Origin of the sequence: Lysobacter sp. CA199, assembly GCF_052078715.1 — a bacterium.
In the GTDB taxonomy this organism is placed as follows: domain Bacteria; phylum Pseudomonadota; class Gammaproteobacteria; order Xanthomonadales; family Xanthomonadaceae; genus Lysobacter.
Genome location: NZ_JBQJIL010000008.1, coordinates 257,757 through 281,195, shown reverse-complemented (window position 1 = coordinate 281,195; position 23,439 = coordinate 257,757). Strand labels below are relative to the sequence as shown.

24 protein-coding genes are annotated in these 23,439 nt (G+C 67.4%); 12 read left to right on the top strand and 12 right to left on the bottom strand.

Annotated elements, in window-relative coordinates; all coding sequences use genetic code 11:
- Nucleotides 1-24: 24 nt before the first annotated feature.
- On the bottom strand, nt 25-1,458 hold the full coding sequence (locus tag ACTOWJ_RS16315) for an NAD(P)(+) transhydrogenase (Re/Si-specific) subunit beta (RefSeq protein ID WP_441335792.1): 1,434 nt from the start codon (nt 1,456-1,458) through the stop codon (nt 25-27).
- Between the two features lie 131 nt (nt 1,459-1,589).
- Nucleotides 1,590-1,895, bottom strand: coding sequence for an NAD(P) transhydrogenase subunit alpha (locus ACTOWJ_RS16310; RefSeq protein ID WP_441335678.1), 306 nt, complete (start codon nt 1,893-1,895; stop codon nt 1,590-1,592).
- A 525-nt stretch (nt 1,896-2,420) separates the two neighbouring features.
- Here ACTOWJ_RS16310 and ACTOWJ_RS16305 point away from each other — a divergent pair.
- Genes ACTOWJ_RS16305 through ACTOWJ_RS16295 form a run of 3 tightly spaced genes read left to right on the top strand, consistent with a single transcriptional unit; the run spans nt 2,421 to nt 3,880 of the window.
- Nucleotides 2,421-2,930, top strand: coding sequence for an RNA polymerase sigma factor (locus ACTOWJ_RS16305; protein ID WP_441335791.1), 510 nt, complete (start codon nt 2,421-2,423; stop codon nt 2,928-2,930).
- Nucleotides 2,927-3,385 carry a hypothetical protein gene (locus tag ACTOWJ_RS16300; RefSeq protein ID WP_441335677.1) on the top strand — a complete coding sequence of 153 codons (459 nt, stop codon included), beginning with the start codon at nt 2,927-2,929 and terminating at the stop codon, nt 3,383-3,385. The genes ACTOWJ_RS16305 and ACTOWJ_RS16300 overlap by 4 nt, the downstream gene beginning before the upstream one ends.
- A gap of 6 nt (nt 3,386-3,391) precedes the next feature.
- Nucleotides 3,392-3,880, top strand: a complete 489-nt coding sequence (locus ACTOWJ_RS16295) for a DUF3106 domain-containing protein (protein ID WP_441335676.1) — start codon at nt 3,392-3,394, stop codon at nt 3,878-3,880.
- Between the two features lie 370 nt (nt 3,881-4,250).
- Here the strand turns inward: ACTOWJ_RS16295 and ACTOWJ_RS16290 are convergent, their stop codons facing one another.
- The 4 genes from ACTOWJ_RS16290 to ACTOWJ_RS16275 all read right to left on the bottom strand — a co-directional run bounded on the left by ACTOWJ_RS16290 (nt 4,251) and on the right by ACTOWJ_RS16275 (nt 9,065).
- Nucleotides 4,251-4,517, bottom strand: a complete 267-nt coding sequence (locus ACTOWJ_RS16290; RefSeq protein ID WP_441335675.1) for a hypothetical protein — start codon at nt 4,515-4,517, stop codon at nt 4,251-4,253.
- A 105-nt stretch (nt 4,518-4,622) separates the two neighbouring features.
- On the bottom strand, nt 4,623-5,294 hold the full coding sequence (locus ACTOWJ_RS16285; protein ID WP_441335674.1) for a hypothetical protein: 672 nt from the start codon (nt 5,292-5,294) through the stop codon (nt 4,623-4,625).
- 6 nt (nt 5,295-5,300) lie between these two features.
- Entirely contained in the window at nt 5,301-6,404 is a 1,104-nt protein-coding gene (locus ACTOWJ_RS16280; protein ID WP_441335673.1) for an NAD(P) transhydrogenase subunit alpha, read from the bottom strand.
- Nucleotides 6,405-6,776: 372 nt separating this feature from the next.
- On the bottom strand, nt 6,777-9,065 hold the full coding sequence (locus ACTOWJ_RS16275; protein ID WP_441335672.1) for a DUF1631 family protein: 2,289 nt from the start codon (nt 9,063-9,065) through the stop codon (nt 6,777-6,779).
- Between the two features lie 124 nt (nt 9,066-9,189).
- Between ACTOWJ_RS16275 and ACTOWJ_RS16270 the strand changes: the two genes are divergently transcribed.
- The 3 genes from ACTOWJ_RS16270 (at nt 9,190) to ACTOWJ_RS16260 (ending at nt 11,477) form a co-directional block, all read left to right on the top strand.
- Complete coding sequence (locus ACTOWJ_RS16270) at nt 9,190-9,774, top strand: nitroreductase family protein (protein WP_441335671.1); 585 nt, start codon at nt 9,190-9,192, stop codon at nt 9,772-9,774.
- Nucleotides 9,775-9,798: 24 nt separating this feature from the next.
- Nucleotides 9,799-10,728, top strand: coding sequence for a 5'-3' exonuclease (locus ACTOWJ_RS16265; RefSeq protein ID WP_441335670.1), 930 nt, complete (start codon nt 9,799-9,801; stop codon nt 10,726-10,728).
- Between the two features lie 182 nt (nt 10,729-10,910).
- Entirely contained in the window at nt 10,911-11,477 is a 567-nt protein-coding gene (locus tag ACTOWJ_RS16260; protein WP_441335669.1) for an NUDIX hydrolase, read from the top strand.
- A 233-nt stretch (nt 11,478-11,710) separates the two neighbouring features.
- Here the strand turns inward: ACTOWJ_RS16260 and pip are convergent, their stop codons facing one another.
- Together pip and prmC are read right to left on the bottom strand one after the other, a co-directional pair.
- Nucleotides 11,711-12,652, bottom strand: coding sequence for a prolyl aminopeptidase (gene pip, locus ACTOWJ_RS16255; protein WP_441335668.1), 942 nt, complete (start codon nt 12,650-12,652; stop codon nt 11,711-11,713).
- A 121-nt stretch (nt 12,653-12,773) separates the two neighbouring features.
- The gene (gene prmC / locus ACTOWJ_RS16250) at nt 12,774-13,601 is read right to left on the bottom strand and encodes a peptide chain release factor N(5)-glutamine methyltransferase (RefSeq protein ID WP_441335667.1); all 828 of its coding nucleotides are present in this window, start codon (nt 13,599-13,601) and stop codon (nt 12,774-12,776) included.
- 510 nt (nt 13,602-14,111) lie between these two features.
- On the opposite strand from prmC, the gene ACTOWJ_RS16245 reads away from it, so the two are divergent.
- Nucleotides 14,112-15,716, top strand: a complete 1,605-nt coding sequence (locus tag ACTOWJ_RS16245) for a PKD domain-containing protein (RefSeq protein ID WP_441335666.1) — start codon at nt 14,112-14,114, stop codon at nt 15,714-15,716.
- 263 nt (nt 15,717-15,979) lie between these two features.
- Here the strand turns inward: ACTOWJ_RS16245 and ACTOWJ_RS16240 are convergent, their stop codons facing one another.
- Both ACTOWJ_RS16240 and ACTOWJ_RS16235 read right to left on the bottom strand, forming a co-directional pair.
- Nucleotides 15,980-16,507 carry a carboxymuconolactone decarboxylase family protein gene (locus ACTOWJ_RS16240; RefSeq protein WP_441335665.1) on the bottom strand — a complete coding sequence of 176 codons (528 nt, stop codon included), beginning with the start codon at nt 16,505-16,507 and terminating at the stop codon, nt 15,980-15,982.
- Nucleotides 16,508-16,854: 347 nt separating this feature from the next.
- On the bottom strand, nt 16,855-17,394 hold the full coding sequence (locus tag ACTOWJ_RS16235; protein WP_441335664.1) for a peroxiredoxin: 540 nt from the start codon (nt 17,392-17,394) through the stop codon (nt 16,855-16,857).
- A 156-nt stretch (nt 17,395-17,550) separates the two neighbouring features.
- On the opposite strand from ACTOWJ_RS16235, the gene ACTOWJ_RS16230 reads away from it, so the two are divergent.
- The 4 genes from ACTOWJ_RS16230 (at nt 17,551) to ACTOWJ_RS16215 (ending at nt 19,581) form a co-directional block, all read left to right on the top strand.
- A complete protein-coding gene (locus ACTOWJ_RS16230; RefSeq protein WP_441335663.1) occupies nt 17,551-18,498 on the top strand; it encodes a LysR substrate-binding domain-containing protein in 948 nt (315 codons plus the stop codon).
- A 255-nt stretch (nt 18,499-18,753) separates the two neighbouring features.
- Nucleotides 18,754-19,110, top strand: coding sequence for a hypothetical protein (locus ACTOWJ_RS16225; RefSeq protein WP_441335797.1), 357 nt, complete (start codon nt 18,754-18,756; stop codon nt 19,108-19,110).
- A complete protein-coding gene (locus ACTOWJ_RS16220) occupies nt 19,029-19,298 on the top strand; it encodes a DJ-1/PfpI family protein (protein ID WP_441335790.1) in 270 nt (89 codons plus the stop codon). Before ACTOWJ_RS16225 ends, ACTOWJ_RS16220 begins: the two co-directional genes overlap by 82 nt.
- The gene (locus ACTOWJ_RS16215) at nt 19,288-19,581 is read left to right on the top strand and encodes a DUF6053 domain-containing protein (RefSeq protein ID WP_441335789.1); all 294 of its coding nucleotides are present in this window, start codon (nt 19,288-19,290) and stop codon (nt 19,579-19,581) included. The genes ACTOWJ_RS16220 and ACTOWJ_RS16215 overlap by 11 nt, the downstream gene beginning before the upstream one ends.
- Here the strand turns inward: ACTOWJ_RS16215 and msrA are convergent.
- Entirely contained in the window at nt 19,530-20,180 is a 651-nt protein-coding gene (gene msrA / locus ACTOWJ_RS16210) for a peptide-methionine (S)-S-oxide reductase MsrA (RefSeq protein WP_441335788.1), read from the bottom strand. The two genes, ACTOWJ_RS16215 and msrA, sit on opposite strands and share 52 nt — an antisense overlap.
- A 203-nt stretch (nt 20,181-20,383) precedes the next feature.
- Here msrA and ACTOWJ_RS16205 point away from each other — a divergent pair, with 203 nt between their 5' ends.
- A complete protein-coding gene (locus tag ACTOWJ_RS16205) occupies nt 20,384-22,054 on the top strand; it encodes a peptide-N4-asparagine amidase (RefSeq protein WP_441335662.1) in 1,671 nt (556 codons plus the stop codon).
- Between the two features lie 197 nt (nt 22,055-22,251).
- On the opposite strand, the gene ACTOWJ_RS16200 is transcribed toward ACTOWJ_RS16205, so the two are convergent.
- Nucleotides 22,252-23,226, bottom strand: a complete 975-nt coding sequence (locus tag ACTOWJ_RS16200; protein ID WP_441335661.1) for a DMT family transporter — start codon at nt 23,224-23,226, stop codon at nt 22,252-22,254.
- Between the last annotated feature and the right edge of the window lie 213 nt (nt 23,227-23,439).

Below are 23,439 nucleotides of genomic sequence, written 5' to 3'. Positions count from 1 at the left end.
GGCACCCGTCGGACTCGAAGCGGGTCAATGCCCGCCGTCGAGCGCCTTGAGCTCGGACACCAGCGCGCTGGCCATCTCGGCGCCGTCGCCGTACAGCATGCGGGTGTTGTCGGCGTAGAACAGCGCGTTTTCGATACCGGCAAAACCGGTGCCCTTGCCGCGCTTGATCACGATGGTGTTGCGCGAATTGACCACGTCCAGGATCGGCATGCCGTAGATCGGCGAGGACGGATCGGTCTTGGCGACCGGATTGACCACGTCGTTGGCGCCGATCACCAGCGACACGTCGGTGTTGGCGAATTCGGGATTGATGTCGTCCATGTCGGCGATCAGGTCGTAAGGCACGCCGGCCTCGGCGAGCAGCACGTTCATGTGCCCGGGCATGCGGCCGGCGACCGGATGGATCGCGAATTTCACCTTGACCCCGCGATCCATGAGTTTCTGTGCCAGCTCCCAGATCTTGTGCTGCGCCTGCGCCACCGCCAGGCCGTAACCGGGCACGATCACCACGCGTTCGGCGAAGCCCATCATCGCGGCGACGTCGCCGGCCTCGATCGGCTTCTGCGTACCGCTGATTTCCTGCGCCTGGCCGCCGCCGCCGAAGTTGGAGAACAACACGCCGCTGATCGGCCGGTTCATCGCCTTGGCCATCAATCGGGTGAGCAGCATGCCGGCCGCGCCGACCATGGTGCCGGCGATGATCAAGGCCTCGTTGCCGAGCACATAACCTTCGAACGCCACCGCCAGACCGGTGAAGGCGTTGTACAGCGAAATCACCACCGGCATGTCGGCGCCGCCGATCGGCAAGGTCATCAGCACGCCCAGCGCGAGCGCGACGATGAAGAACGCGAGAATGATCGGCACGTTGAGGGTCATGACCGCGGCGACGCCCAGCACGACCATCGCCAGGGCCACGATCGCGTTGAAGATCTGCTGGCCCGGGAACACCACGCGCTTGTCCAGGCGGCCGTCGAGCTTGGCCCAGGCGATCACCGAACCCGACAGCGACACCGCGCCGATCGCCGCGCCGATCACCGCCAGCACCAGCGCCACGCTCGGGGTCTGCATCTCGATCACGCCGCGCTGCAACTGCGCCTGCAGCGGATCATCCGGAATCCGCGCCGACAAGCGCAACAGCTCGACCGCGCCGATCGCCGCCGCCGAACCGCCGCCCATGCCGTTGTACAGGGCGACCATCTGCGGCATGTCGGTGATCGCGACCTTCTTGCCCGACACCCACGCCAGGATCGTGCCGATGCCGACCGCCAGCACGATCAGCGCCAGGTTGTGCAGCCCCGGCAGGAAGAAGGTCGCCACCGTGGCGATGACCATGCCCGCGCCGGCCCAGCGGATGCCGCTGCGCGCGGTCACCGGCGAAGCCATGCGCTGCAGGCCCAGCAGGAACAAGGTGGCGGCGACCAGATAGCTGGTCTTGACCAGAATCGATAAGGCTTCCATCAGCGCGTGCGCTCCATAAAACCGCAGCTGCCCGAGCGGCAGCACGTAACCGAAGAAAGCCGGAGCGGCGAGCACCGCCAGCCCCACGACGACCGCCGCGGCGATCGCGGCGTAGCGACAGACCCGACCATTCAACCGCCCGCCTTGCCGGCCGGCTTCTTGCTGGACTTGAACATCTCCAGCATGCGTTCGGTCACCACGTAGCCGCCGGCGGCGTTGCCCGCGCCGAGCAGCACCGCGACGAAGCCGATGACTTTCTCCAAGGTGGTGTCGGCGTGGCCGAGCACGATGATCGCGCCGATCAGCACGATGCCGTGGATGAAGTTGGAACCCGACATCAGCGGGGTGTGCAGAATCACCGGCACCCGCGAGATGATCACGTGGCCGGCGATACCCGCCAGCATGAAGATATACAGCGCCACGAACCCGTCGCTCATCCTAATCCGTCCCCATGCGATGTCTCCCGCATCATAACCGTCCGTGAATACGGCGCCACCGCTGTCAACCGATCCGGGGCCGGGACGTTTCCGGTTTCCGTAAGCGCCGCACATTCCGGCGCGCGGAAACGCCCATGCCGAACGCGACGAACCGTCATATACGCCCGGGCCGCCGGACCGGACGCGGTTGAGGCCCCCCAGGTGCTGCTACCGCCAAGCGCCCGTATGCTGGAGGTCGTGAGCGTCGACCACGACCCGCTGCCGCCGAACGATCCGCTCGAACACCGCTACCAGGCGCGGGCGAACGGGCGGCCGCAAGCGCGCGATTCCGGCCGGGCCGGCGCCGATCCGCAGGCGGCTGGGCCGGTTTCGCCTCACGACAGGCTGCGCGAAGGCGCGCCGTCGGGCGCAAACGCCGAATCGGACACGCAAGGCGGGGCGCAGCCCGCGGACGGATCGGCCGACGACTGTGCCGGACAGGACCCGGCCGCAGTCGAGGCGACCACACCGGACGCGCCGGCGCGCCTGCCGGCGACGATCGACGAGTTCCTCGCCGGCCTGGGCACCCGCGCCTTCCGTTTCGCCGAACTGGGCCTGCGTCACCGCGAGGACGCGCTGGACGCGGTCCAGGACGCGATGATGAAGATGCTGGCCTATCGCGAGCGGCCGGCGCGGGAATGGACGCCGCTGTTCTGGAGCATCCTGCGCAGCCGCATCGTCGATGTGCAGCGCCGCCGCACTTTCCGCCTGCGCTGGCTGATGCCGGCGCCGCGCGAAGACGATGCGCCGCTGGACTGGGCCGACGATGGCCCCGACCCGCAGCGCAGCTTCGACGGCCGCGAGGCCTACGCAAAATTCGCCGACGCGCTGGGCAAGCTGCCGCGCCGGCAACGCGAGGCGTTTTCCTTGCGGATTCTGGAAGAACTCGACGTCGCCACGACCGCGCGGGCGATGGGTTGCAGCGAAGGCGCGGTGAAAACCCATCTGTCGCGCGCGCGCGAAGCCTTGCAGCGGCAATTGGAGGACTGGCGATGAACCCCAACCAACACTCGCAACACCGCGCAAACCCGCCGCCCGATCCGGATGCGCGCTTCGACGCCGCCGTGCGCGATCTGCACGCGCGCGCCGTCGACAGCGTCAGCCCGCAGATCCGCGCCCGCTTGCGCACGATCCGCAGCGAGGCCGCCGCCCAGCCGCAGCGCGGCCGCGGCGGCCTCCTCGGCTGGGCCCTGGCCGGTTCGGGCGCGTTCGCCGGTATCGCGGCGCTGGCGCTGGTGGTGAACCTGCAACTGGGCGCCAACCCCGGCCCGGCCTCGGCGCAGTCGGCGACGGCCGTGCCCGCGGTGATCGCCGCGACCGCCGGCGCGACTTCACCCGACGCGGTCTACGACCCGGACACCGCGGTCGCCTCGCTCGACGAAAATCCCGATCTCTATCTGTGGCTGGCGTCCAACAGCGACGCCCTGCCGTCCCGGACTCATACGGAGTAAACCGCCATGCGTCGCCTCGCCCCGCTACGCCGCGCCGGATGGGCTCTCGCCCTGGCCGCGCTGGTCGCGCCCGCCCTCATCGCCACCGCCACCGCGGCGCCGCCGGATCCGGCGGCCGCCAGCGCAGCCAACCTGCCGGCCTGGGATCAGCTCAGCCAGGCCCAGCGCGAGCAGCTGATCGCGCCGATGCGCGAGCGCTGGAACAACTCGCCCGAAGAACGCCAGCGCATGCTCGAACACGCGCGCCGTTGGCAGCAGATGACGCCCGAAGAGCGCAAGGACGCACGCCGCGGCATGAAACGCTGGGAACACCTGGACCCGGAAGAGCGCAGCCAGATGCGCGCGCTGTTCGCTCACCTGCGCGGCCTGGACGACAACGCCCGCCGCGCGATGATGGAAAAGTGGCGCGCGATGACGCCGGAGCAGCGTCGCGCCTGGGTGCAGGCCAATCCGCCGCCGCCGAAGCCCGAGCGCGGGTCGTCGTCGAGGGATTGATCGGGTTCCACCGTCGTCATCCCCACGAGGGAGCGACCCCGTTCACCGTCATCCCGCGAAGGCGGGGATCCAGGGATTCATCGGGGCAGGACCGTGAAACCGCTGGATCTCCGCTTTCGCCGGGCCTAGGCATAGCCGCATCGCCGATAGCCACGCCGGCGACCGAAAAGTCTCGGTCGCAGCTTGCGCAGCTCCTACTGCGAGGTGATCGGTACGACGCAGCAACCGTAGGAGCTGCGCAAGCCGCGACCGCGCTGCCGCAGCCACGTCGAAACCCCAGTCGCGACCGACTCGCCGCCAGCTGGGCGAACGGCGCAACGTCTCCAAACGGGAACATTGCGCCGAGTGCGCTAAATCCGGTCGCACTCGATCATTTCAGTTCCTCATCGATCCGCGGCGCATCCGGCCGCTGCCGGTCCAGCGACTCGCGATAACGCACGCAACCGCGCAGAAACGCCGGCCACTGCGGCACCGCGATCCGCGGCTGGGTTCGTTCGGGCAACAGATTCCACAGCTGCGGGTGATGCCAGCACAGTTCGTGTCCGCTGCTGTCGCGATGCGCGCGGATGCCCGCGCGCAAACGCCGCACCTGTTCGCGCAGTTCGTCCGCGCTCATCGATTGCAGGTCCTCGTCCATTGCGCCTCGCCGTCAGTGAGCCCGGTCCGAGCCTGCGAGAATCCACGTTAATTCCGTGCGTGCCGGGCATGAGCGCCGCGTAAGCCGCATCGACGCGCCGCGTGTTCAGCCCCGGGCTTGCAAGCGATGCCGCGCCCACGGAAATTCGCGCGCATGCAGGGCGAAATACGGACTCGCCAGGTTCACCCCGACACCGGCCAGACCGTCGTGCAGCGCGTGCCGGACCGCCTCATCGCCGGGTTCCGGCGGCCTGGTCAGAAACAGCGCTTCGACGGGGCGATAGCACAGGCTGTATTCGTATTCGACCGCGCCACCCCAGAAACATGCCGAGTGGTACAGCACCGGCGCCGACAGCTCGGCCGCCAGTTCGCTCAGATAGCGTCGCAACGAAGGCGGCGGCAAGGAATCGACGTCCTCGGGCAAGGTGTCGGCCGACGGCGTCTCGCCGCTCGTGCATTCCAGCAGATACATCGCCAGCTTCCGGCCGATGCGATCCGGCTCGGGGCCTTGATCGTGCGTGGGCCGCAAGCTCGACCACTCCAGCGACGGCACGCCGTACCAGGAATCGTCGCCGTCGTCGCCGCGGGTGTCGCGCACCGGGCGGATCGCGATCAACCCGTCCTGGGGCAAATCGTGGCGATGGTGTTCGGCGTGCCAGACATGGCCGTCGAGATCGCGCACCCAGTACGCGAACGGCGCCAGCAAAGGATCGCCGGCGATCCGCTTCACCGCGTGCGCGGTGGCCGGCAAGAGGATTTCGTCGGCGAACCAGGTCATCCGCGCTCAGGCCGTGGTTGTGCGCTCCGGCCAGATCGTCTTGGCCAGCAGTTCATCGTTCCAATCGAAATTCAGCGCGCCGTCGTTGACGAACAGGCTGACGAAGTTGAGCACGTTGCGCGCATACATCTCGCTGGCGTGCACCGCGCCGCTGCTGGCCAGGTTCAACGGGCCAGCGACGGTCACGCCGTCGACGTCGATGGTTTCGCCGGGCTGGGTGAGCTCGCAATTGCCGCCGGTTTCCGCGGCCAGATCGACCAGCACGCTGCCCGGCTTCATCCCCGCGATCATCGCCGCGCTGATGATCTTCGGCGCCGGACGCCCGGGCACCGCGGCGGTGCAGACGATCACGTCGATGTTCTTCAGATGTTCGCCGAGGCGGCGCTGCTGCTCGGCGCGCTCCTCGTCGGTGAGTTGGCGGGCGTAACCGCCCTCGCCCGCGGCGCTGACGCCCAGGTCGAGGAACTTGCCGCCCAGCGATTCGATCTGCTCGCGCGTCTCCGGACGCACGTCGAAGCCTTCGACCTGCGCGCCCAGGCGCTTGGCCGTGGCGACGGCCTGCAGCCCGGCCACGCCGGCCCCGACGATCAGCACCTTGGACGGCCGGATGGTGCCGGCCGCGGTGGTCAGCATCGGAAAGAACCGCGGCGCCAGCTGCGCGGCGATCAGCACCGCCTTGTAACCGGCCATGCCGGCCTGCGAACTGAGCACGTCCATGGCCTGGGCGCGGGTGGTGCGCGGCAGGCGTTCGAGCGGGAAGGCATTGAGCCGGCGCGCGACGATGGCCTCGCCGCGCGCGGCATCGGCCTGCGGCTGCAACAGCCCGACCAGCGCCGCGCCTTCGCGCAATTGCCCAAGCCTGGCAGGTTCCGGTGCCTGCACGCATAGCACCACGTCGGCATCGCCGGTGGCCGCGTCGGCATCGTCGGCGAGCTCGGCGCCGGCCTGGACGTAGGCCTCGTCGGTGAAACTCGATGCGCGCCCGGCACCGCGCTGGATGCGCACGCGCGCGCCGCGGGCGACGAGTTTCTTGCAGGTCTCCGGCGTCAGCGCTACGCGCTTTTCGCCGGATGCGGTTTCGCTCGCAACGCCAATCGTAATGCCCGACATGCTCCGCTCCGTGCCCCGTTCGATGCATCGTAACGGAATGATCGGGGCGCGTGCGATCTCGGATCGATGACGGTCGGCGGCGGTGTCGCGGAAACGGATTGGGGTCACACGGGCTGCGGGCGACAGGTCGCCTCTAGGAACCTGTGTCCGCCACTTGTGAGGCCTCAAAGTCTTTTGTGGGAGGGGCTTCAGCCCCGACGCTTTCCGATCAGTCGTCCCGATAATGCAGCGATCTGACCGAACAGCGTCGGGGCTGAAGCCCCTCCCACAAAAGAGTTCGGGGCTTTCGCCCCGTCTGGTTCATCTCGAAGACGTCGGGCTTTCGATCCGATCCCCATCTGCTGCGCTTGCGCGAATCCGATCGCGGAAGGCTCAGATCACCCGGTCCAGATGCCTGCGCACCTGGCGCATCGCCTCGTCGAAGGCGGTGCGCTCTGCGCCGACCATGAGCCGTCCGGCCGCCGCCAGTACCGCCAGTTCCTCGGCCGAGGCTACCAGCGCGCGCACGCCGCGCCGGTTCACCAGCAAGAAGCGTGAGGTCAACGGGCTGATCCAGGCGACCTTGACCGCGACGGTCTCGCCCTGGGTGTTGGTCAGGCGCAACCAATCGCCGGGTTCGAGCTGGCGCATGCGCTGCGCCAACAGCGGATCGTGCGCGACCTGGGCGGTGCCGCCGGCCAGATACAACCGGCGTTCCTCGGCCACGTCCTCTTCGACTTCGGCCGAGGTGGGCAGAGGGTGTTCGCTGCGTTCCTTGTCCGGCGTCGCCAACGCGCGCACCAGGCCGGCCATGCCGTGCTGGGCGGCGCTGTCGTCCAGGCCCGAGCTGGCCAGGCACTGGACGATGATCGGCTGCAAGGCCAGCAACTGATCGGCCAGCTCGCGGCCGCGATTTTCCGCGGCGAGTTTGTCTGCCATCACCAGCGCGTCGCCCAGCGCCAACGCTTGCGCGCGGCGCTTGGGATCCTCGTTCTCGCGCAACATCACCTGGACCAGATGATGCCGCCACGGCGTGGCGATGAAATCGGCCACCGCCTGGGTCAGGCGCGCTTCGCCGATGCGTTCGCGCACCGCGTGATCGGCCTGGCTGCGCGCCGCGCCGAGGCGCTCGCGGCCATACGTGGCCTTGGCCGCGCGTTGTTCCTGCAATTCGATGCGGCGGCGATGCTGGGCCAGCAACGCGTCGAGTTCGGCATGGGCGAGTTCGAACACCGCCAGGTCTTCGTTGTAGTCCGAGACGATGCGCTGGGAGATTTCCGAGGCGCGTTCGAGCAGATCGCGGTCCTGCGGCGTCTCGCCGTCGTTGCCTTCGCAGGCTTCGGTGATCGCATCGAGCAGACGTCGCGCCGGGTGTTCGCGCTTGACGAACACCGCGTTGTCGGTCAGCGCCACCTTGACGTAAGGCATGACCAGCCGCGCATACACGCGCCGGGCGCGGTCCTGCAGGGCGTGGTTGCGGAACAAAGAATCGAACAGCAACGCGACCAGATCGATCGCATCGTCCTCTTCGGCGCTGAAGCAGGTCTGATCCGGGTTGAAGCCCAACCGGCGCGCGCCGTCGTAGAGCTGATCGCGGATGGTTTCGCCGAGCCGGCCGGACACCGACAACGCCCGCGCATACGCATCGGGCGGCTCGGGCTGCAGCAACGAGGCCATGCCGACCACTTCTTCCACGCGCAGTTCGCGACGCGGCGCCATCGTGCGCTGCGGCTGCTGATGGGTCGGCGGCAAGCCGCCGGCCTTGATCAAGCCTTCGCGCCAAGCGTGCAGCTGCGAACGCAGCTCGGCCAGCTCGCTGGCCATCGCCGCGACATCGGCGGGCGATACCTGCGAGTGGGCGCCGCCATCCGCGCGGCCCATATGACCTGCGTGCGCGTCGCCGCCATAACCGCCTGCGCCGCCGTGATCGTGCGACGGATCGCGATGAGGAACCGTGTCGAACACATCGTCGAGGGTGTTGCGCTCGCGCCGTTCTTCGGCCGGACGCGCCGGCCCGCCCGCCGCCGGGCCGGCCATGCCCACGCCGTAACCGGCGGTGGCCAGCAAGTTGTTGATCCGCGCGTACAGATCGCCGAGCAGCCGCGACAATTCTTGTTCGTACTGACGGAACAGCCGCAGACGCAGGCTTTCGTTGACCTGCGCTTCGCTATACAGGGCGATGAACGCCCTGATCAACCGGTACGGTCCGAGCGGGTTGTCGCCGCCGGTCGAGCCCAGCGCCTGGCCGAGCATCTTGAGCCGGCCCTGGATCATCTCCAGCGGACGCAGATAGCGTTGATCCAACGCCTCGGTCAACCGTTCGCCGTCCAGGTCGAAGGCCAGTTGCTGTTCGCCGACCAACTGCAGCGGCGAACCGCCGAGTCCGCCCACGGCCGTGCCGGGCGAGCGGAACTGCTCGAAGCCCTGACTGACGTGCTGACGAAACGCCATGACATGGCTGGCCTGTTGCTGGCGCAGCACCCACAATGCGGCTTGGTCTTCGAAATGGTGGTTGCGGCCGTCGCCTTTAAGCGAATCGGCCTTCAGGGCGTCCTCGATCGGCCCATACAGGGTGCCAGGCAGCCCCCCGAGTTGCTCGAGCGTCTGTCGTTTGATTTCTTCGAGCACGCGCGATGGGTCGGTGCGCGTGGTCTGAACGACGCCGTGCAAGTGACCGGACACTGTACGGAGTTCCCCCTGGTGGATTCAGCGTGTCGGGTTGCGACCGCCGAAGTCAGGATAGTGCTTCGTTGCGACCGTTTATGTGTCGCCGTTCATTTTTGTGACAAGGATTCAATTTACTTAAATGGCCACTCCCAACCCCGACTTGCTCGCCGCGCTAGACAGCCGGCGCTCGATCCCCGCCAAGCAGCTTTCGGCGCCCGGACCGGACGAATCCACGCTCCAGCGTATGTTGATCTCGGCCGTGCGCGTGCCCGATCACGGCAAGCGCGTGGCGTTCCGGTTCCTGACCATCCAGGGCGACGACCGCCACGTGCTCGGCGAGCGCCTGGCCGCGCGCGGCATCGAAAAATTCCCCGATGCCGGCCCGGCCGCGGTGGAGAAAGACCGCGGCCGTTTCTCGCACGCGCCGCTGATCGTCACGGTGATCGCCCAACTCGGCCCGGACGAAAAAATCCCCGAGTTCGAGCGCACCCTGACCGCCGGCTGCGTCTGCTTCGCCTTGCTGCAGGCCGCCCAGGCGCTGGGTTTCGGCGCGGTCTGGCTGACCGGCTGGCCGGCCTACGACGAACAAGTCGCCTCGTGGCTGGGCCTGGCCGAGCACGAACACGTCGCCGGCTTCATCCATATCGGCACGCCCAAGCTCGACGCGCCCGAGCGCGAACGCCCCGATCCGGCCGCGGTGACCCGCGCCTGGTCGCCGCGGTGAGCGGCCGCGTGCTTGAATGAACGCATGAACGACGCCGCGCGCACTCCGCTGTACCTGGTCGATGCCAGCCTGTATGTGTTCCGGGCCTGGCACTCGATCCCCGACGACTTCCAGGACGCCGAAGGCTGGCCCAGCAACGCCGTGCACGGCTTCGCGCGCTTCCTGCTGGAGCTGATCGAACGCGAGAAACCCCGGCACATCGCCGTCGCTTTCGACGAAGCCCTGGATTCTTGCTTCCGCAACGCCTTGTACCCGGCCTACAAGGCCAACCGCGACCCGGCGCCGGACGCGCTCAAGCGCCAGTTCGGCCATTGCAAGGCCTTGTGCGAAGCGCTGGGCCTGGCGGTGCTGGCCGACGCGCGATACGAAGCCGACGATCTGATCGGCAGCGCCATCGTGGCGATGCGCGGGCACGGCTACCGCGGCGTGATCGTATCGGCCGACAAGGACCTGTCGCAGCTGCTGGTCGAGGCCGACGAGCAATGGGACTTCGCCCGCGGCGTGCGCTGGACCGCCGACGGCGTGCCCGCGCGGCAAGGCGTGCTGGCGCGGCAGGTCGCCGACTATCTGGCGCTGACCGGCGATGCGGTCGACAACATTCCCGGCGTGCCCGGCATCGGCGCCAAGACCGCGGCCGCCCTGCTCGCTCATTTCGACACCCTCGACGCCTTGCTGGCGCGGGTCGAGGAAGTTCCGTTCCTGCGCCTGCGCGGCGCCGCCAGCGCCGCGGCGCGATTGCGCGAACATCGCGCCCAGGCGCTGCTGTGCCGGCAACTGACCACCATCGCGATCGACGCGCCGCTCGCCAACAGCGGCGCTCACTTCGTGCGCGGCCAAGCCGACTCGGCCAACCTGCAAGCGTTGTGCGATCGCCTGCGCTTCGGCCCGATGACCCGCCGGCGACTGTTCGACGCGGTCGGACTCGACTTCGCCGCGTCACAAGTTCCGTCGTAGCATCGCTTCATGCAGCATGGGCTTCGAACGCCTTCAAGCACGCGGCCCGGACGCGATACGCTGACGCAACCCACACGGCCCGCCCGCTCCGGCCTGACCCGGCGGTCCGCACGGCCCGGCACATCGACATCACTTTGAAGCGTATCGGGCTCCCGCCCGCGACACGCCACGCGAGGAACGCAATGACCCAAGCAGATCACGCAGCCCACGACGAACCGGTCGAAACCATCTACACCGGCCAATGGCTGCGCATGATGCGCCGCGGTCACTGGGAATACGCCGAACGCACCCACGGCAAGGGCATGGCGGTGATCATCGTCGCCGTCACCCCCGACGACAACATCCTGTTCGTCGAGCAATACCGCGTGCCGCTGGGCGCGCGCACCATCGAAATGCCGGCCGGTCTGGTCGGCGACGACCACGATCACGACACCCTCGAATCGGCCGCGAGCCGCGAACTGGTCGAAGAAACCGGCTGGGAGCCGGCGCGGGTGCAAGTGCTGCTGACCGGCCCGACTTCGGCCGGCATGAGCAGCGAGCGCATCGCCTTCGTCCGCGCCAGCGGCCTGAGCAAGGTCGGCAGCGGCGGCGGCGTGGCCGGCGAGGACATCGTCGTCCACGAAGTCCCGCGCGCGCAGGCGCCGGCCTGGCTGATGGGCAAGCAGGCCGAGGGCTACGAACTGGATCTGAAGCTGTGGGCGGGGCTTTGGATGATCGAGCGCAATCCGGATGGGTCGGTGGCGGGGTAAGTCGCGGCACACGGTGATCGGCCCATTCGAAGGCCGGCACAAGAACCTCGGCAATCGCGCGCGATCGAACTACTGGAAAGACGGCTCGCTGTAACCCGTACTCCCGCAACCCGAACACGCGCCTGCGCGTCGGCCTGCGTCTGTGTGCGCCTGGTGCGGCTCGGATTCTCCCAAGCCGCTCAAGGAAGCCTCTTTGATCGGCACAAGCGCCGAGCAAAGAGGCAACCGGCGGCTCAGGCGAACTTATCCGTCGCCCGTACCAGCGCATCCACATTCTCATCCTCGAACGCCGAATGCCCCGAGGCCGGGGTGATGGTGAGTTCCGCCTTCGGCCAGGCCTGCTTGAGCTCCCACGCGTTCTGCACCGGGCAGACCACGTCGTAGCGGCCGTGCACGATCACGCCGGGGATGTCGGCGATCTTGTGCGCGTCGCGCAGCAGTTGGTCCTCGACTTCGAAGAAGCCGCCGTTGACGAAGTAGTGGTTTTCGATGCGGGCGAAGGCCAGGGCGAACTTGGCGTCCTCGTGGCCGCTGACGAAATCCTGATCGACGTGGAGGAAGCTGGTGGCGCCTTCCCACACGCTCCAGGCGCGCGCGGCGTCCAGGCGGGTGTTCTCGTCCTCGCTGGTCAGACGGCGATGGAAGGCGCTGATCAGATCGTGGCGTTCGACCGGCGGAATCGCCTTGAGGTAATGCTCCCACGCGTCGGGGAACAGACGCGAGGTGCCTTCCTGGTAGAACCATTCCAACTCCCAACGGCGCAGCATGAAGATGCCGCGCAACACCAGCTCGGTCACGCGCTGCGGATGGGTTTGCGCGTACGCCAGGGCCAACGTGGAACCCCAGGAGCCGCCGAACACCTGCCAGCGCTCGATGCCGAGCTTGGCGCGCAGCTTTTCGATATCGGCGACCAACTCCCAGGTGGTGTTGCCGACCAGATCCGCATGCGGCGTCGAGCGTCCGCTGCCGCGCTGATCGAACAGCACGATGCGGTACTTGGCCGGATCGTGGAAACGCCGCATCTTGGGGCTGCAACCCGCGCCGGGACCGCCGTGCAGCAGCACCACCGGCTTGCCGTCGGGGTTGCCGCACTGCTCGTAATACAAGGTATGGCGGTCGTCGACCTTGATCGTGCCGGTGTCGAAGGGTTCGATATCGGGATAGAGCGTGCGCATCGCGAGCCTCGCAGTCGGGGATGCGCGCAGTTTACCGGGACGGGCCGGCCGATCGCTTGCGCATGCGACGGTTTCGTCGTGCCGATCGGCGCGGTCGCCGATTCTGCGACCGCGGGTGGTTTCAGTCCGGCGCCCGGCGCCCCAGGCTGACCCGGTCGCGACCTTCCCAATCGCGCTCGGTCGTCACCTCGATCAACCCCGCGGCCTGCAGCAACGCGCGTACCGCGGCGCCCTGCTCCCATCCGTGTTCGACCAGCAACCAGCCTCCCGGCAACAGATGCGCGGGCGCCTCGCGGGCGATCGTGCGGATCGCATCGAGACCATCGGCGCCCGAGGCCAGCGCATTCGCAGGTTCGTAACGCAGATCGCCCTGGCGCAGATGCGGATCGTCGGATTCGATGTAAGGCGGATTGCTGGCGATCAGCTCGAAGCGATCGCCGGCCAGCGGCGCGAACCAGTCGCCGTGGCGGAACTCGACATTGGCGAAATCCAGCGTGCGTGCATTGGCCCGCGCGACCTCGAGCGCGGCTTCGCTGACGTCGACCGCGATCACCTGTGCATTCGAACGCTCGCAGGCCAAGGCCAACGCGATCGCGCCGCTGCCGGTTCCCAGATCGGCGACGCGCAGCGCGCCGGACTCGGGCAGACGCTGCAGGGCCAGTTCGACCAGAAGCTCGGTTTCCGGACGCGGGATCAAGGTCTCCGGCGTGACCTGCAGATCGAAGCGCCAGAAGCCGCGCGAACCGGTCAGGTACGCCACCGGCTCGCCGTCGGCGCGGCGATCGATCAGGCCGCGCAAGTGCCGGACCTGCGCATCGCTCAGTTCGTCGTCGCCATGCGCGAACAGCCAACTGCGCGATTTTCCGAGCCCATGGCAGACGATCAGTTCGGCGTCGGCCGGCTCCACGCGTTGGCGCGCCTCGCGCAGCAGGGCATCGATGCGGGTCATGAGCGGCGCGGCTGGGATCGGCAAGACAGGAGCGTCATCGTAACGCGAGCGGATGCGCACACCCAAGGCCAGGCCGCGACGAATCGTGCATGCCGCGCTCACGACACGACACAGACGTCGCCAACGCCGAAACACGCCGATCCCCTACCCCGTCGCGGATCGGCGATTCGCACGCACGTCTGTCGAATCGATCGATCGCGCGGAACCGTGCTGCGACGCAGCGCAGCGCCTCGCCAATCTGTGCGCAGCATCGAATTCGTCCACGGGCGCGCCGATGCGCACAGCGCTTTGATTGGCTTGGGAAAACCGTGACGCCCCGCCGCGTTTTAACGTTTTTACCCGATTTAAATCGATCCAAATATTGACACGACGAAATCGCCGCTCGCACTGTCGGCCCGTCGCCGCGTGGCGACAAGGAGCGCGTCTACGCGCCGCGATCGTCATCGCGGCGACGTCGCGCGCATTGCCGCCATTGCGTCGTCGCCGACGCTCATCGCAGGGGATCGCTCCATGTCGAAGTCGAACCAGAAACCGTCCGCCACCCTCCGCCGTCTTACCCCGGCGTTCGCCGCGCTGACGCTCGCGCTCGCCGCGCCGGCCGCGATCGGCGCCGAGTCGGCGATCTTCGGCGGCGGTCCGTTCTATTCCGGCGGCCAGGCTGTCATCAACGACCTGCGCGAGTCGGGTTTCACCACGGTGTTCTTGTGGAGCATCCATATCGAAGACAACGGCGACCTGGTCTACAACGACATCCCGATCGTCAAGAACGGCGCCTACATCGGCGCCGACGCCGATTGGCCGGCGCGACTGGCCACGCTGAAGACCGCGCCGACTTCGGTCAAGCGCGTCGAGGTCTCGATCGGCGCCTGGGGCGTGCCCGACTTCGAACGCATGTCCAAGCTGGCCAACGGCACCGCGGCCGGCTGCGGCACCACTCTGGTCTGCGGCACCGGCAGCACCAGCATCCTGTACCGCAACTTCCAGGCGCTGAAGACCGCCACCGGCGCCGACGCGGTGAATTTCGACGACGAGAGCCACTACAACGTCGCCGACACCACCACCTTCGGCCAGATGCTGGTCGGGCTGGGCTACAAGATCACTTTCGCGCCGTACACCAACCAAAGCTTCTGGAAGGGCGTCAAGGACAACCTGGGCGCATCGGTCGACCGCATCTATCTGCAGGTCTACGACGGCGGCGCCGGCAACAACCCGGCCACCTGGAACACGGCGATGGGCATGACCGTCATGCCGGGTCTGTGGACCAAGCACGGCAGCGGCTGCAGCGCGGGCGACAGTCCGGCGCAGGTCAACACCCGCATGGCCGGCTGGAAGACCAGCGCCGGCATCAGCGGCGGCTTTCTGTGGTTGTACGACGACATCCAGAAATGCTGGGCCCAGGGCACCACCGCGCAGTACGCCGCAGCGATCAACAACGCGGTCAGCGGCAACACCGCGCCGGTGGCCAACTTCGGCGTCAGCATCAGCGGATTGACCGCCAACTTCAGCGACTCCTCCAGCGACGCCGACGGCAGCATCGCCGCGCGCAGTTGGAACTTCGGCGACGGCGGCACCTCGACCGCGACTAATCCCAGCCGCACCTATGCCAGCGCCGGCAACTACACCGTCACCCTCACCGTGACCGACAACGGCGGCGCGACCCACACCAAGACCCAGACGGTCTCGGTGGGCGCGGGCAACGTCAATCTGGCGCTCAACAAGCCGACCACCAGTTCGGCTGCGTGCAACAGCAACGAATCGGCGGCCAAGGCGGTCAACGGCAGCGTGTCCGGCGGCAACACGGACAAGTTCTGTTCGCTGGCTTCGCCGGCGTGGTTGCAGGTCGATCTGGGTTCGGCGCAGACCATCGGCAGCTTCACCGTCAAACACGCCGGCGCGGGCGGCGAATCGGCGAGTTGGAACAGCAAGGCCTTCACCATCCAGACCTCGAGCAACGGCAGCACCTGGAGCACGCCGGTGACGATCACCATCAACACTGCCAGCTCGTCCACGCATTCGATTACTGCCGCGTCGGCACGTTACGTGAAGCTCAATGTGACTACGCCGACGCAGAACACGGATCCGGCTACGCGGATTTACGAGTTCGAGGTGCGCTGAGGGGGCGCATTTCGCGCTGGGATGACAAGCCGGCCGCGTCGTCGCAGGTCCGGCGGTTTGTTCGATGTCTTTTCGAACTGGCGCGGTGACATGCGGTTGCGCGGTCGCGGCTTGCGCCGCTCCTACATGGGTTACCTGTAGGAGCGGCGCAAGCCGCGACCGCGCTACTCGCCCTCCTCGCACTGCACCCAAAACGACAAAAAGCCGCCGGCGTTTCCACCGGCGGCTTTTGCATGTACCCAACGTATCGCGTCGAATATGGCTCAGGCCTGTTCGAGTGTCACCGCCACCGCATGTACCACCGCGCCGATCTTGAGCGCGCTCTGCACGCCCTGCGCGCTGATCTCATGCTTGCGCAACACCTTCTCGTGCGAATCCATGCAAGCGCCGCAACCGTTGATCGCCGACACCGCCAGCGACGCCAACTCGAAGGTCATCTTGTCGATGCCCGGATTGGCCATGACGTTCATGCGCAGCCCTGCGCGCAGCTGGCCGTACTCTTCGTTCTGGATCAGGTGCGTGGCGCGGTAGTAGATGTTGTTCATCGCCATCACCGCGGCCGCGGCCTTGGCGCCGTTGATCTCCTCCGGCGACAGCTTCTCGGCGGCGAACGCCTCGATCGCCTCGGCGAAGGGCTTGTAGCGCGAAGCGATCGCGCAGGCCAGGGCCACGGCGCGGATCTGCTTGCCGTCCAGCCCCTGCGAACCGGCGTCGCTGAGCACGCTGTCGAGGTTGAGCTTGAGGTCCTTGGCGTAGTCGGGCAGCGAATTGCGAAGATCGGAAAGGCTCATCGAAAGCTCCTGAAATCTGCGGAAAGATCCGTCGAGGGACGGACACGCGTCATCGCCTGGCGGGCATGCGCAAGCGCACGGCTGGCTGGGATGACGAAGGCTTGCGTTGCCGATAAGAGCGGCCGGGGCGAACCCCGGCCGCGGGCATCCCGCACGGGAGGGACGGAGGCCGGTAGAACCGGCCGCATGCGGGTATTGCCGAAAACGCGGTAAAAAACTGCGCTGGCGGCCTCGGCCGGCAGCGCAGGGAGAACCAGAGGGGAGCCGGGTCACGGAATCCGGCCCCGCCGCTCACTCCGGGCCGATCATCGATGCGGGTCGTCCATTGAAGGACGATCCGGCACGAATCAAGCGACCTTGAGGGTGCTCTCGCCCTGGCTCCAGTTGCACGGGCACAGCTCGTCGGTCTGCAGGGCGTCGAGCACGCGCAGCACTTCCTGCGGGTTGCGGCCGACCGAACCGTCGGTGACGTAGACGAAGCGGATGATGCCGTCCGGATCGACCAGGAAGGTGGCGCGCTGAGCGACGCCGTCTTCGGTCAGGATGCCGAGCGCCGAGGTCAGATCCTTCTTGATGTCGGCCAGCATGGGGAACGGCAGATCGCGCAGATCCTTATGGTCCTTGCGCCACGCCAGATGGACGAACTCGCTGTCGGTCGACGCGGCCAGCACCTGGCAATCGCGGTCGAGGAACTGCTGGTTCAGGTCGCCGAAGCCCTTGATCTCGGTCGGGCACACGAAGGTGAAGTCCTTCGGGTAGAAGAACACCAACAACCACTTGCCCTTGTAGGTGTCGTTGTCGATGTCGGCGAACGCGCTATCGAGGTTCTCGATACCGACGGTGGCCTTGACCTTGAATTTCGGAAACTTTTCACCGATCGAAAGCATGCGGATGACTCCTTAAGGAAGGGATGGGAGGGGTGGAAAGGGGGTGGGTGCAACCGATGGGTGCAGCCTATGGCGCCTATGCTGCGCCACAGCAATTGATTAATGAAATGAATTGTTCCTATTATGCCGATAGCCATCCTCAATTGACAGCCATCCATGAATCTTCGTGATCTCAAATATCTGGTCGCGCTGGCCGATCACAAGCACTTCGGCCGCGCCGCCGCGGCCAGCTTCGTGAGCCAACCCACGCTTTCGACCCAGATCAAGAAGCTCGAGGAAGAGCTCGGCGTGTCCTTGGTGGAACGCGCGCCGCGCCGGGTCATGCTGACGCCGGTCGGACGCGACATCGCCGAACGCGCGCGCAAGGTCATCGCCGATGTCGAACAGATGAGCGAGATCGCCCGCCGCAGCCAGGATCCGGAAGCCGGCACGGTGCGGCTGGGCCTGTTCCCGACTCTGGGGCCGTATCTGCTGCCGCACGTCGTGCCCGGTTTGCGCAAGCGCTTCCCGCGGCTGGAATTGTTGCTGGTGGAGGAGAAGACCGACCAGATCCTCGCCCGCCTGCGCGACGGCCGCCTCGACGCGGGCCTGCTGGCGCTGCCGATCCACGACGACCAATTGCACGTGGAACCCTTGTTCGACGAGCCGTTCCTGCTCGCGGTGCCGCAGCAGCATCCGATGGCCGGACGCGAGTGCCTGGATCTGCACGATCTGGACGATCAACACCTGCTCTTGCTCGAAGAAGGCCATTGCCTGCGCGAGCAAGCGCTGGACGTGTGCCGCCTGTCCGGCGCCGACGAGCGCGACGGTTTCCGCGCGACCAGTCTGGAAACGCTGCGGCAGATGGTCGCCGCGGGCGTGGGCATCACGTTGCTGCCGATGCTTGCGGTGCAGCCGCCGGTGCCGCCCTCGCCCGACATCCATCTGCTGCGTTTCAACGGCGAAGCGCCGCACCGGCAGATCGGCATGCTGTGGCGGCGCAGCTCGGCGATGTCGGATTTCCTGCTGCAACTGGCCGACGAATTGCGCAAGCTGCCGGCCTCGTTGTTGCAACCGCCGCGCATGCCGGCGGATAAGCGCAAGGGCCTGCGCGAATCGCACTGACCGCGGCCCGGCCGCTTCGGCTGCCCCGGTAGGAGCGGCGCAAGCCGCGACCGCGCAACCACGAACCTCGGCGCGATTGGCGGAAGCTCCGCCTGCTCTGCATGCTCTGTCTTGCCGGGCGGATTCGCGGTCGCGGCTTGCGCCGCTCCTACAGAGGGATACCAAACGTTCGTCATCGCCTGTCTGACGCTCGTCACTGGCCAGCGCCCGAGCGCGTGCGGATCATGACGATCCCCGCACCACGACGCGCCGCGCATGACCCGAACGCTCGTATTGATGATGATCGACCGACCCGCCGACTGGGAATACGGCCCGCTGGTCGGCGCGGCGCATGCGTGGTTCGGCGTGGATGTGGTCAGCGCCAGCATCGAAGGCTCGCCCTTGACCACGATGGGCGGCCTGACTGTGCAGCCGCAGCGCCGACTGGCCGATCTGGATCCGTTGGCCGCCGATTTGTGGGTCGTGCCCGGCAGTCCGCTGTGGGACGAAGCGCCCGCGCCGGAGCCGATCCTGGCCGCGCGGTCGCCGGCATCTGCGGCGGCACCCGCGCGCTCGCCGCCGCGGGCTTGCTGGATGAGCGCGCGCACACCAGCAACGAGCCGGGCTATCTGAGCGGTGTTCCGGGATATCGCGGCGGCGCGCATTACCGCGAGGACGTCTGCGTCAGCGACGGTTTGATCGCGACCGCGCCGGGTACCTCGCCGATCTCCTTCGCGCAGGCCTGCCTGCGCATCCTGGTGCCGGAGCAGGAGGAAGGCATCGCGCAGATGCGGGCGATGTTCGCGCGCGATTTCGCCTGAGCCGCCGCTGCGTCCGCTCACGCGACGGGTACACAGACGAACCAGGCCGACCAACGAAAAAACGCGATATCTCTGTGGGAGGGGCTTCAGCCCCGACGCTCTGCGATCAGACGCGGCGATCCGAGAAAAGAGCGTCGGGGCTGAAGCCCCTCCCACAGAGACCTCGCGGCTCGCGTCGGTTACGGGTTACGGGTTACCAGTTGCCGCGGACTGGGCGCGCAACTTGTGGCCTCACGCCACGCCGATCGGGCAACTCACGCCGGTGCCGCCCAGACCGCAGTAACCCATCGGGTTCTTCGCCAGGTACTGCTGGTGATCGTCTTCGGCGTAATAGAACTCCGGCGCCGGTGGCGGCGGGATTTCGGTGGTGATCTGTCCGTAACCGGCTTCGCCCAACTTGGCCTGGAACGCATCGCGGCTGGCCAACGCGGCCTGGTACTGACTGTCGTTCTCGCAATAGATCGCCGAACGGTACTGCGTGCCCGCGTCGTTGCCCTGGCGCATGCCCTGAGTCGGGTCGTGGTTTTCCCAGAACACCTTGAGCAAATCCTCGAACGCGATCTTGGCCGGATCGAACACCACCAACACCGCCTCGGTATGACCGGTCTGGCCGCTGCAGACTTCGCGGTAAGTCGGGTTGGGCGTGTAACCGCCGGAATAACCGACCGCGGTGACGGCCACACCCGGCAACGACCAGAACTTGCGCTCGGCGCCCCAGAAACAGCCCATGCCGAACTGCACCCGCGACAGACCGGCGAACGCGTCGCGCAGCCTGGCGCCGCTGAGGTAATGCGCGTTATGCAGCGGCAACGGCGCGGCGCGCCCCGGCAACGCGTCTTCGCGCTGCGGCATGCGCTGCTTGAACGCGCCGATGCCAGGAATGATCGAACCGGCCATGGAGTGCCTCCGAAGGGTGTGCGGATGATGGCGGCGTGGCTGTGCCGTGCCGATGAAATGCGGCATCCGTCGCAGGATTCAAGGGTTTGCGCGATGCGCGCGGGTTGCCGCGACGCGATCCAGGCCGGAAGCTCGAACCTCCGCGTCGCGCTCCGTCGCCGCTCTCACGCTCTCACGAGGATACCCGCATGCTCTCCCGCCTCGCCCCGCGCCTGTCCGCGATCGCGCTCGGCCTGCTATGCCTGAACGCCGCGCCCCTGCTCGCCACCGCTGCGTTCGCCACCGGCGCACCCGCCGCCGAAGAGTTCGGCACCGATTGGGACGACCCGCGCACCGCCGATCCGACCGTGGCGCGCCCGGCCACGCGCAGTTGCACGGTCGAGATCCTCGACACCGCCTTCGCCGACTTCGAATGGCATCCCGGCACCATCGCACCGCCGGCCGATTGCCCCGGACCCTGGAGCAAGGTAGTGCTGGAGATGGACGGACAGGTCAAGGGCGTGCAATTCGACCGTTTGGGCTATCTGCAGATCGGCGGCCTGACCGTGCTGTCGACCAGCACGCCGGAACCCTCGCGCGACGGCATCGGCTGGCACGTCGAAAAGGACATCAGCGACTACGCCTCGCTGCTCAAGTCGCCGCAAGCGGTGCGCATGTACCTGGGCAACGTGGTCAACCAGACTTACACCGGCGTGATCTACGTCCAGGCGCGGGTCGTGTTCTACAACGCCGACCGCCGCCACCCGGCGGTGGACGCCGCCGACCAGGTCGCGCCGCTGGCCAACGAGCACCGCGACGGCAGCGATCTGATCGGCGACTACACCCTGCCGGCCAACGCCACGCGCTGGATCGGCGAGGTCTACGCCACCGGTTCCGGCGGCGGCTGCGAGGAGTTCTGGTACTTCACCGCGCCGCCGGAAGCGAACTATTCCTGCCCCGCCCAGCACGGCCCCTACCGCGAAGTGCAGGTGCTGATCGACGGCCGCGTCGCCGGCATCGCCATGCCGTATCCGCACATCTACACCGGCGGTTGGTCCAACCCGTTCCTGTGGTACGTGATTCCGGCGCCGCGCGCGTTCAACATCGAACCGATCCGCTACGACCTGTCGCCCTTCATCGGCTTGGTCAACGACGGCCGAGCGCACGAGGTGCGTTTCCGCGTGGCCAACCTGCCCGACGGCGCATCCGGCTGGACCCTGCAACCCAATCTGCAGGCCTGGACCGACGCGCGCCGCGGTGCCACCGGCGGCCGTCTGCTGAGCTACGAACTGACGCCGTTGGCGGCCGAATCGAAGTACCGCGCCTTGCCGGACGGCAGGTTCGAAGTCGACACCCGCGGCGGCCACCGTTTGCGCGCGACCGGCTACGTGGACACCTCCAAGGGCCGCCAATACACCACGGTCGAACGCATCGTCGGCAACACCAACCTGCACGGTTGGGGCGCCGAGGAGAATCCGGACGGGGTCAAGGGCGAATGGAACGACACCCAGACCGTCGCCCGGATCGGCCGCGGCCTGCCGAGCGTGTCGACCCATTCGCAGCGCTTCGGCTTCGACGGATCGTTGAGCGTGGTGCCGTCGGGCAGCGCGCAACGCATCGTCACCACGATGAAGATCGTCGACGATGCCGATACCTTGCAGACACCGGGCCAGGGCCAGCCGGCGATCGCGCAGAGCAAGCGCAACCGTTTCGAAGGCCAGGCCGGCTGGAACTACGGCGTGCCGCGGCCGGAACGTCATGCGACCGGGCATTCGAGCCAGCGCCATCGCAGTTATGGCACCCAGGGTTGCTACGACCACGAGATCGCGCAGCGCAACGGGTTCATCGGCACGGACCGGTACCGTTGCGGCAAGCCTTGATCGCACGGTTTCAGGCGTTTTCCCGCATCGCGGTGCGGGGAAACGGCTGAATCGAAGATGGTGCCGGACGGTGCGGTTTCGCGGTCGCGGCTCACGCCGCTCCTACAATCGGTTACGTAGCCACGCGCGCTACCTGTAGGAGCGGCGCGAGCCGCGACCGCGAACCCACCCGATCGCGTCGCCCGCCTCAGCAACGTTTACGCAGACGTATCCTCAGTTTCATCCGCCTTTCGCTCGGGCGCCTTGAACAACGGCTGATCGCCGCGCGCCAGGCCCAGGAAAATACCCGCCAGCGACAAGCCGATGCCGAGCAGTTCGATTCCGCCCATCTGCTTATGGAACAACAGCACGTCCCAGACGTAGGCCAACAGCGGTTGCAGCAACAGACACAAACCGACGATGCCGGCCGGCAATTTCGGCATGGCGCGGCCGATCACCAACCAACCCAGCACCTGGGCGATGGCGGCGTACGCGGTCAGGATCAGCCAGTCGTGCGCGCTGGCCGGCCACAGGTTCTCGCCACCGAACGGCACGATCGCCCCGAGCATCACCGCCGCGCCCAGACACAGCCACCACTGCAAGGCCTCGTTGGGCGTCTGCCCGCGCCGTGCCTGCGCGGCGCGGAACGCCAGCAAGAAGCCGCCGTACAACACCGCCGCGGCCAAGGCGAACGCCACGCCGATACGGAAACGCGAGTCCATGTGCTCCCAACCCGGCGCCAGCAGCAGGGCCAGGCCGATCAAGGCCATGCTCAAGCCCAGCCACAGCTTCCAGCCGGCGCGTTCGCCCAGCCACAGCGCGCCGACGCCGGCCAGCACGAACACCTGGAAATTCGCCAGCAACGTCGACAAGCCGACGCCGACGTACAGGATGCTGCGATGCCAAAGCCACAGATCCAACGCCAGGAACGCCGCGCTCAGCATCACCAGCGCGAGCACGCGTCCTTCCGGCCGCCAATGCCGCAGACGTCCGCGCCGCCACGGCTGGCCGAGCACGAACAGCAAAATGATCGCGGCCAGGGCCATGCGCCAGAACGCCGACGCCGCCGGGCCGATGTCGACCCATTTGACGAACACCGCCGAACTGCTGATGACGCTGGCGCCCAGCAGCATCTGCAGCAACGGGCCGCGTGGAGCGGCGTGCGAGGACGCGGTTTGCGAAGAAGCGCTCATCCGCGCCTCCAGAAGAATCGAACGACAGATCGCATGATTGAACTCCGGTCGGTTCCGCCGCGGCCGAGGCCACGGTCGGGGCGCTGCGTCGCGACGACCGGCATCAAGCCGGCCACGCCGCAACGGGCGCATCTGAGAAAATGCAGGAACGGGCTTGCGCCCGCTTTCGGCCCGGACCTCGAGGTCGCGAACCGCTGGCGCCGCTCGGGGCGC

Coding starts and splice junctions, on each gene's coding strand:
- pip (WP_441335668.1), bottom strand. CDS start 12,652: ATGCGCACGCTCTATCCCGATATCGAACCCTTCGACACCGGCACGATC.
- ACTOWJ_RS16260 (WP_441335669.1), top strand. CDS start 10,911: ATGACCCAAGCAGATCACGCAGCCCACGACGAACCGGTCGAAACCATC.
- ACTOWJ_RS16230 (WP_441335663.1), top strand. CDS start 17,551: ATGAATCTTCGTGATCTCAAATATCTGGTCGCGCTGGCCGATCACAAG.
- ACTOWJ_RS16245 (WP_441335666.1), top strand. CDS start 14,112: ATGTCGAAGTCGAACCAGAAACCGTCCGCCACCCTCCGCCGTCTTACC.
- ACTOWJ_RS16225 (WP_441335797.1), top strand. CDS start 18,754: ATGACCCGAACGCTCGTATTGATGATGATCGACCGACCCGCCGACTGG.
- ACTOWJ_RS16235 (WP_441335664.1), bottom strand. CDS start 17,394: ATGCTTTCGATCGGTGAAAAGTTTCCGAAATTCAAGGTCAAGGCCACC.
- ACTOWJ_RS16270 (WP_441335671.1), top strand. CDS start 9,190: ATGGCCACTCCCAACCCCGACTTGCTCGCCGCGCTAGACAGCCGGCGC.
- ACTOWJ_RS16290 (WP_441335675.1), bottom strand. CDS start 4,517: ATGGACGAGGACCTGCAATCGATGAGCGCGGACGAACTGCGCGAACAG.
- ACTOWJ_RS16240 (WP_441335665.1), bottom strand. CDS start 16,507: ATGAGCCTTTCCGATCTTCGCAATTCGCTGCCCGACTACGCCAAGGAC.
- ACTOWJ_RS16300 (WP_441335677.1), top strand. CDS start 2,927: ATGAACCCCAACCAACACTCGCAACACCGCGCAAACCCGCCGCCCGAT.
- ACTOWJ_RS16265 (WP_441335670.1), top strand. CDS start 9,799: ATGAACGACGCCGCGCGCACTCCGCTGTACCTGGTCGATGCCAGCCTG.
- ACTOWJ_RS16315 (WP_441335792.1), bottom strand. CDS start 1,458: ATGGAAGCCTTATCGATTCTGGTCAAGACCAGCTATCTGGTCGCCGCC.
- ACTOWJ_RS16200 (WP_441335661.1), bottom strand. CDS start 23,226: ATGAGCGCTTCTTCGCAAACCGCGTCCTCGCACGCCGCTCCACGCGGC.
- ACTOWJ_RS16285 (WP_441335674.1), bottom strand. CDS start 5,294: ATGACCTGGTTCGCCGACGAAATCCTCTTGCCGGCCACCGCGCACGCG.
- ACTOWJ_RS16310 (WP_441335678.1), bottom strand. CDS start 1,895: ATGAGCGACGGGTTCGTGGCGCTGTATATCTTCATGCTGGCGGGTATC.
- ACTOWJ_RS16295 (WP_441335676.1), top strand. CDS start 3,392: ATGCGTCGCCTCGCCCCGCTACGCCGCGCCGGATGGGCTCTCGCCCTG.
- ACTOWJ_RS16205 (WP_441335662.1), top strand. CDS start 20,384: ATGCTCTCCCGCCTCGCCCCGCGCCTGTCCGCGATCGCGCTCGGCCTG.
- prmC (WP_441335667.1), bottom strand. CDS start 13,601: ATGACCCGCATCGATGCCCTGCTGCGCGAGGCGCGCCAACGCGTGGAG.
- ACTOWJ_RS16280 (WP_441335673.1), bottom strand. CDS start 6,404: ATGTCGGGCATTACGATTGGCGTTGCGAGCGAAACCGCATCCGGCGAA.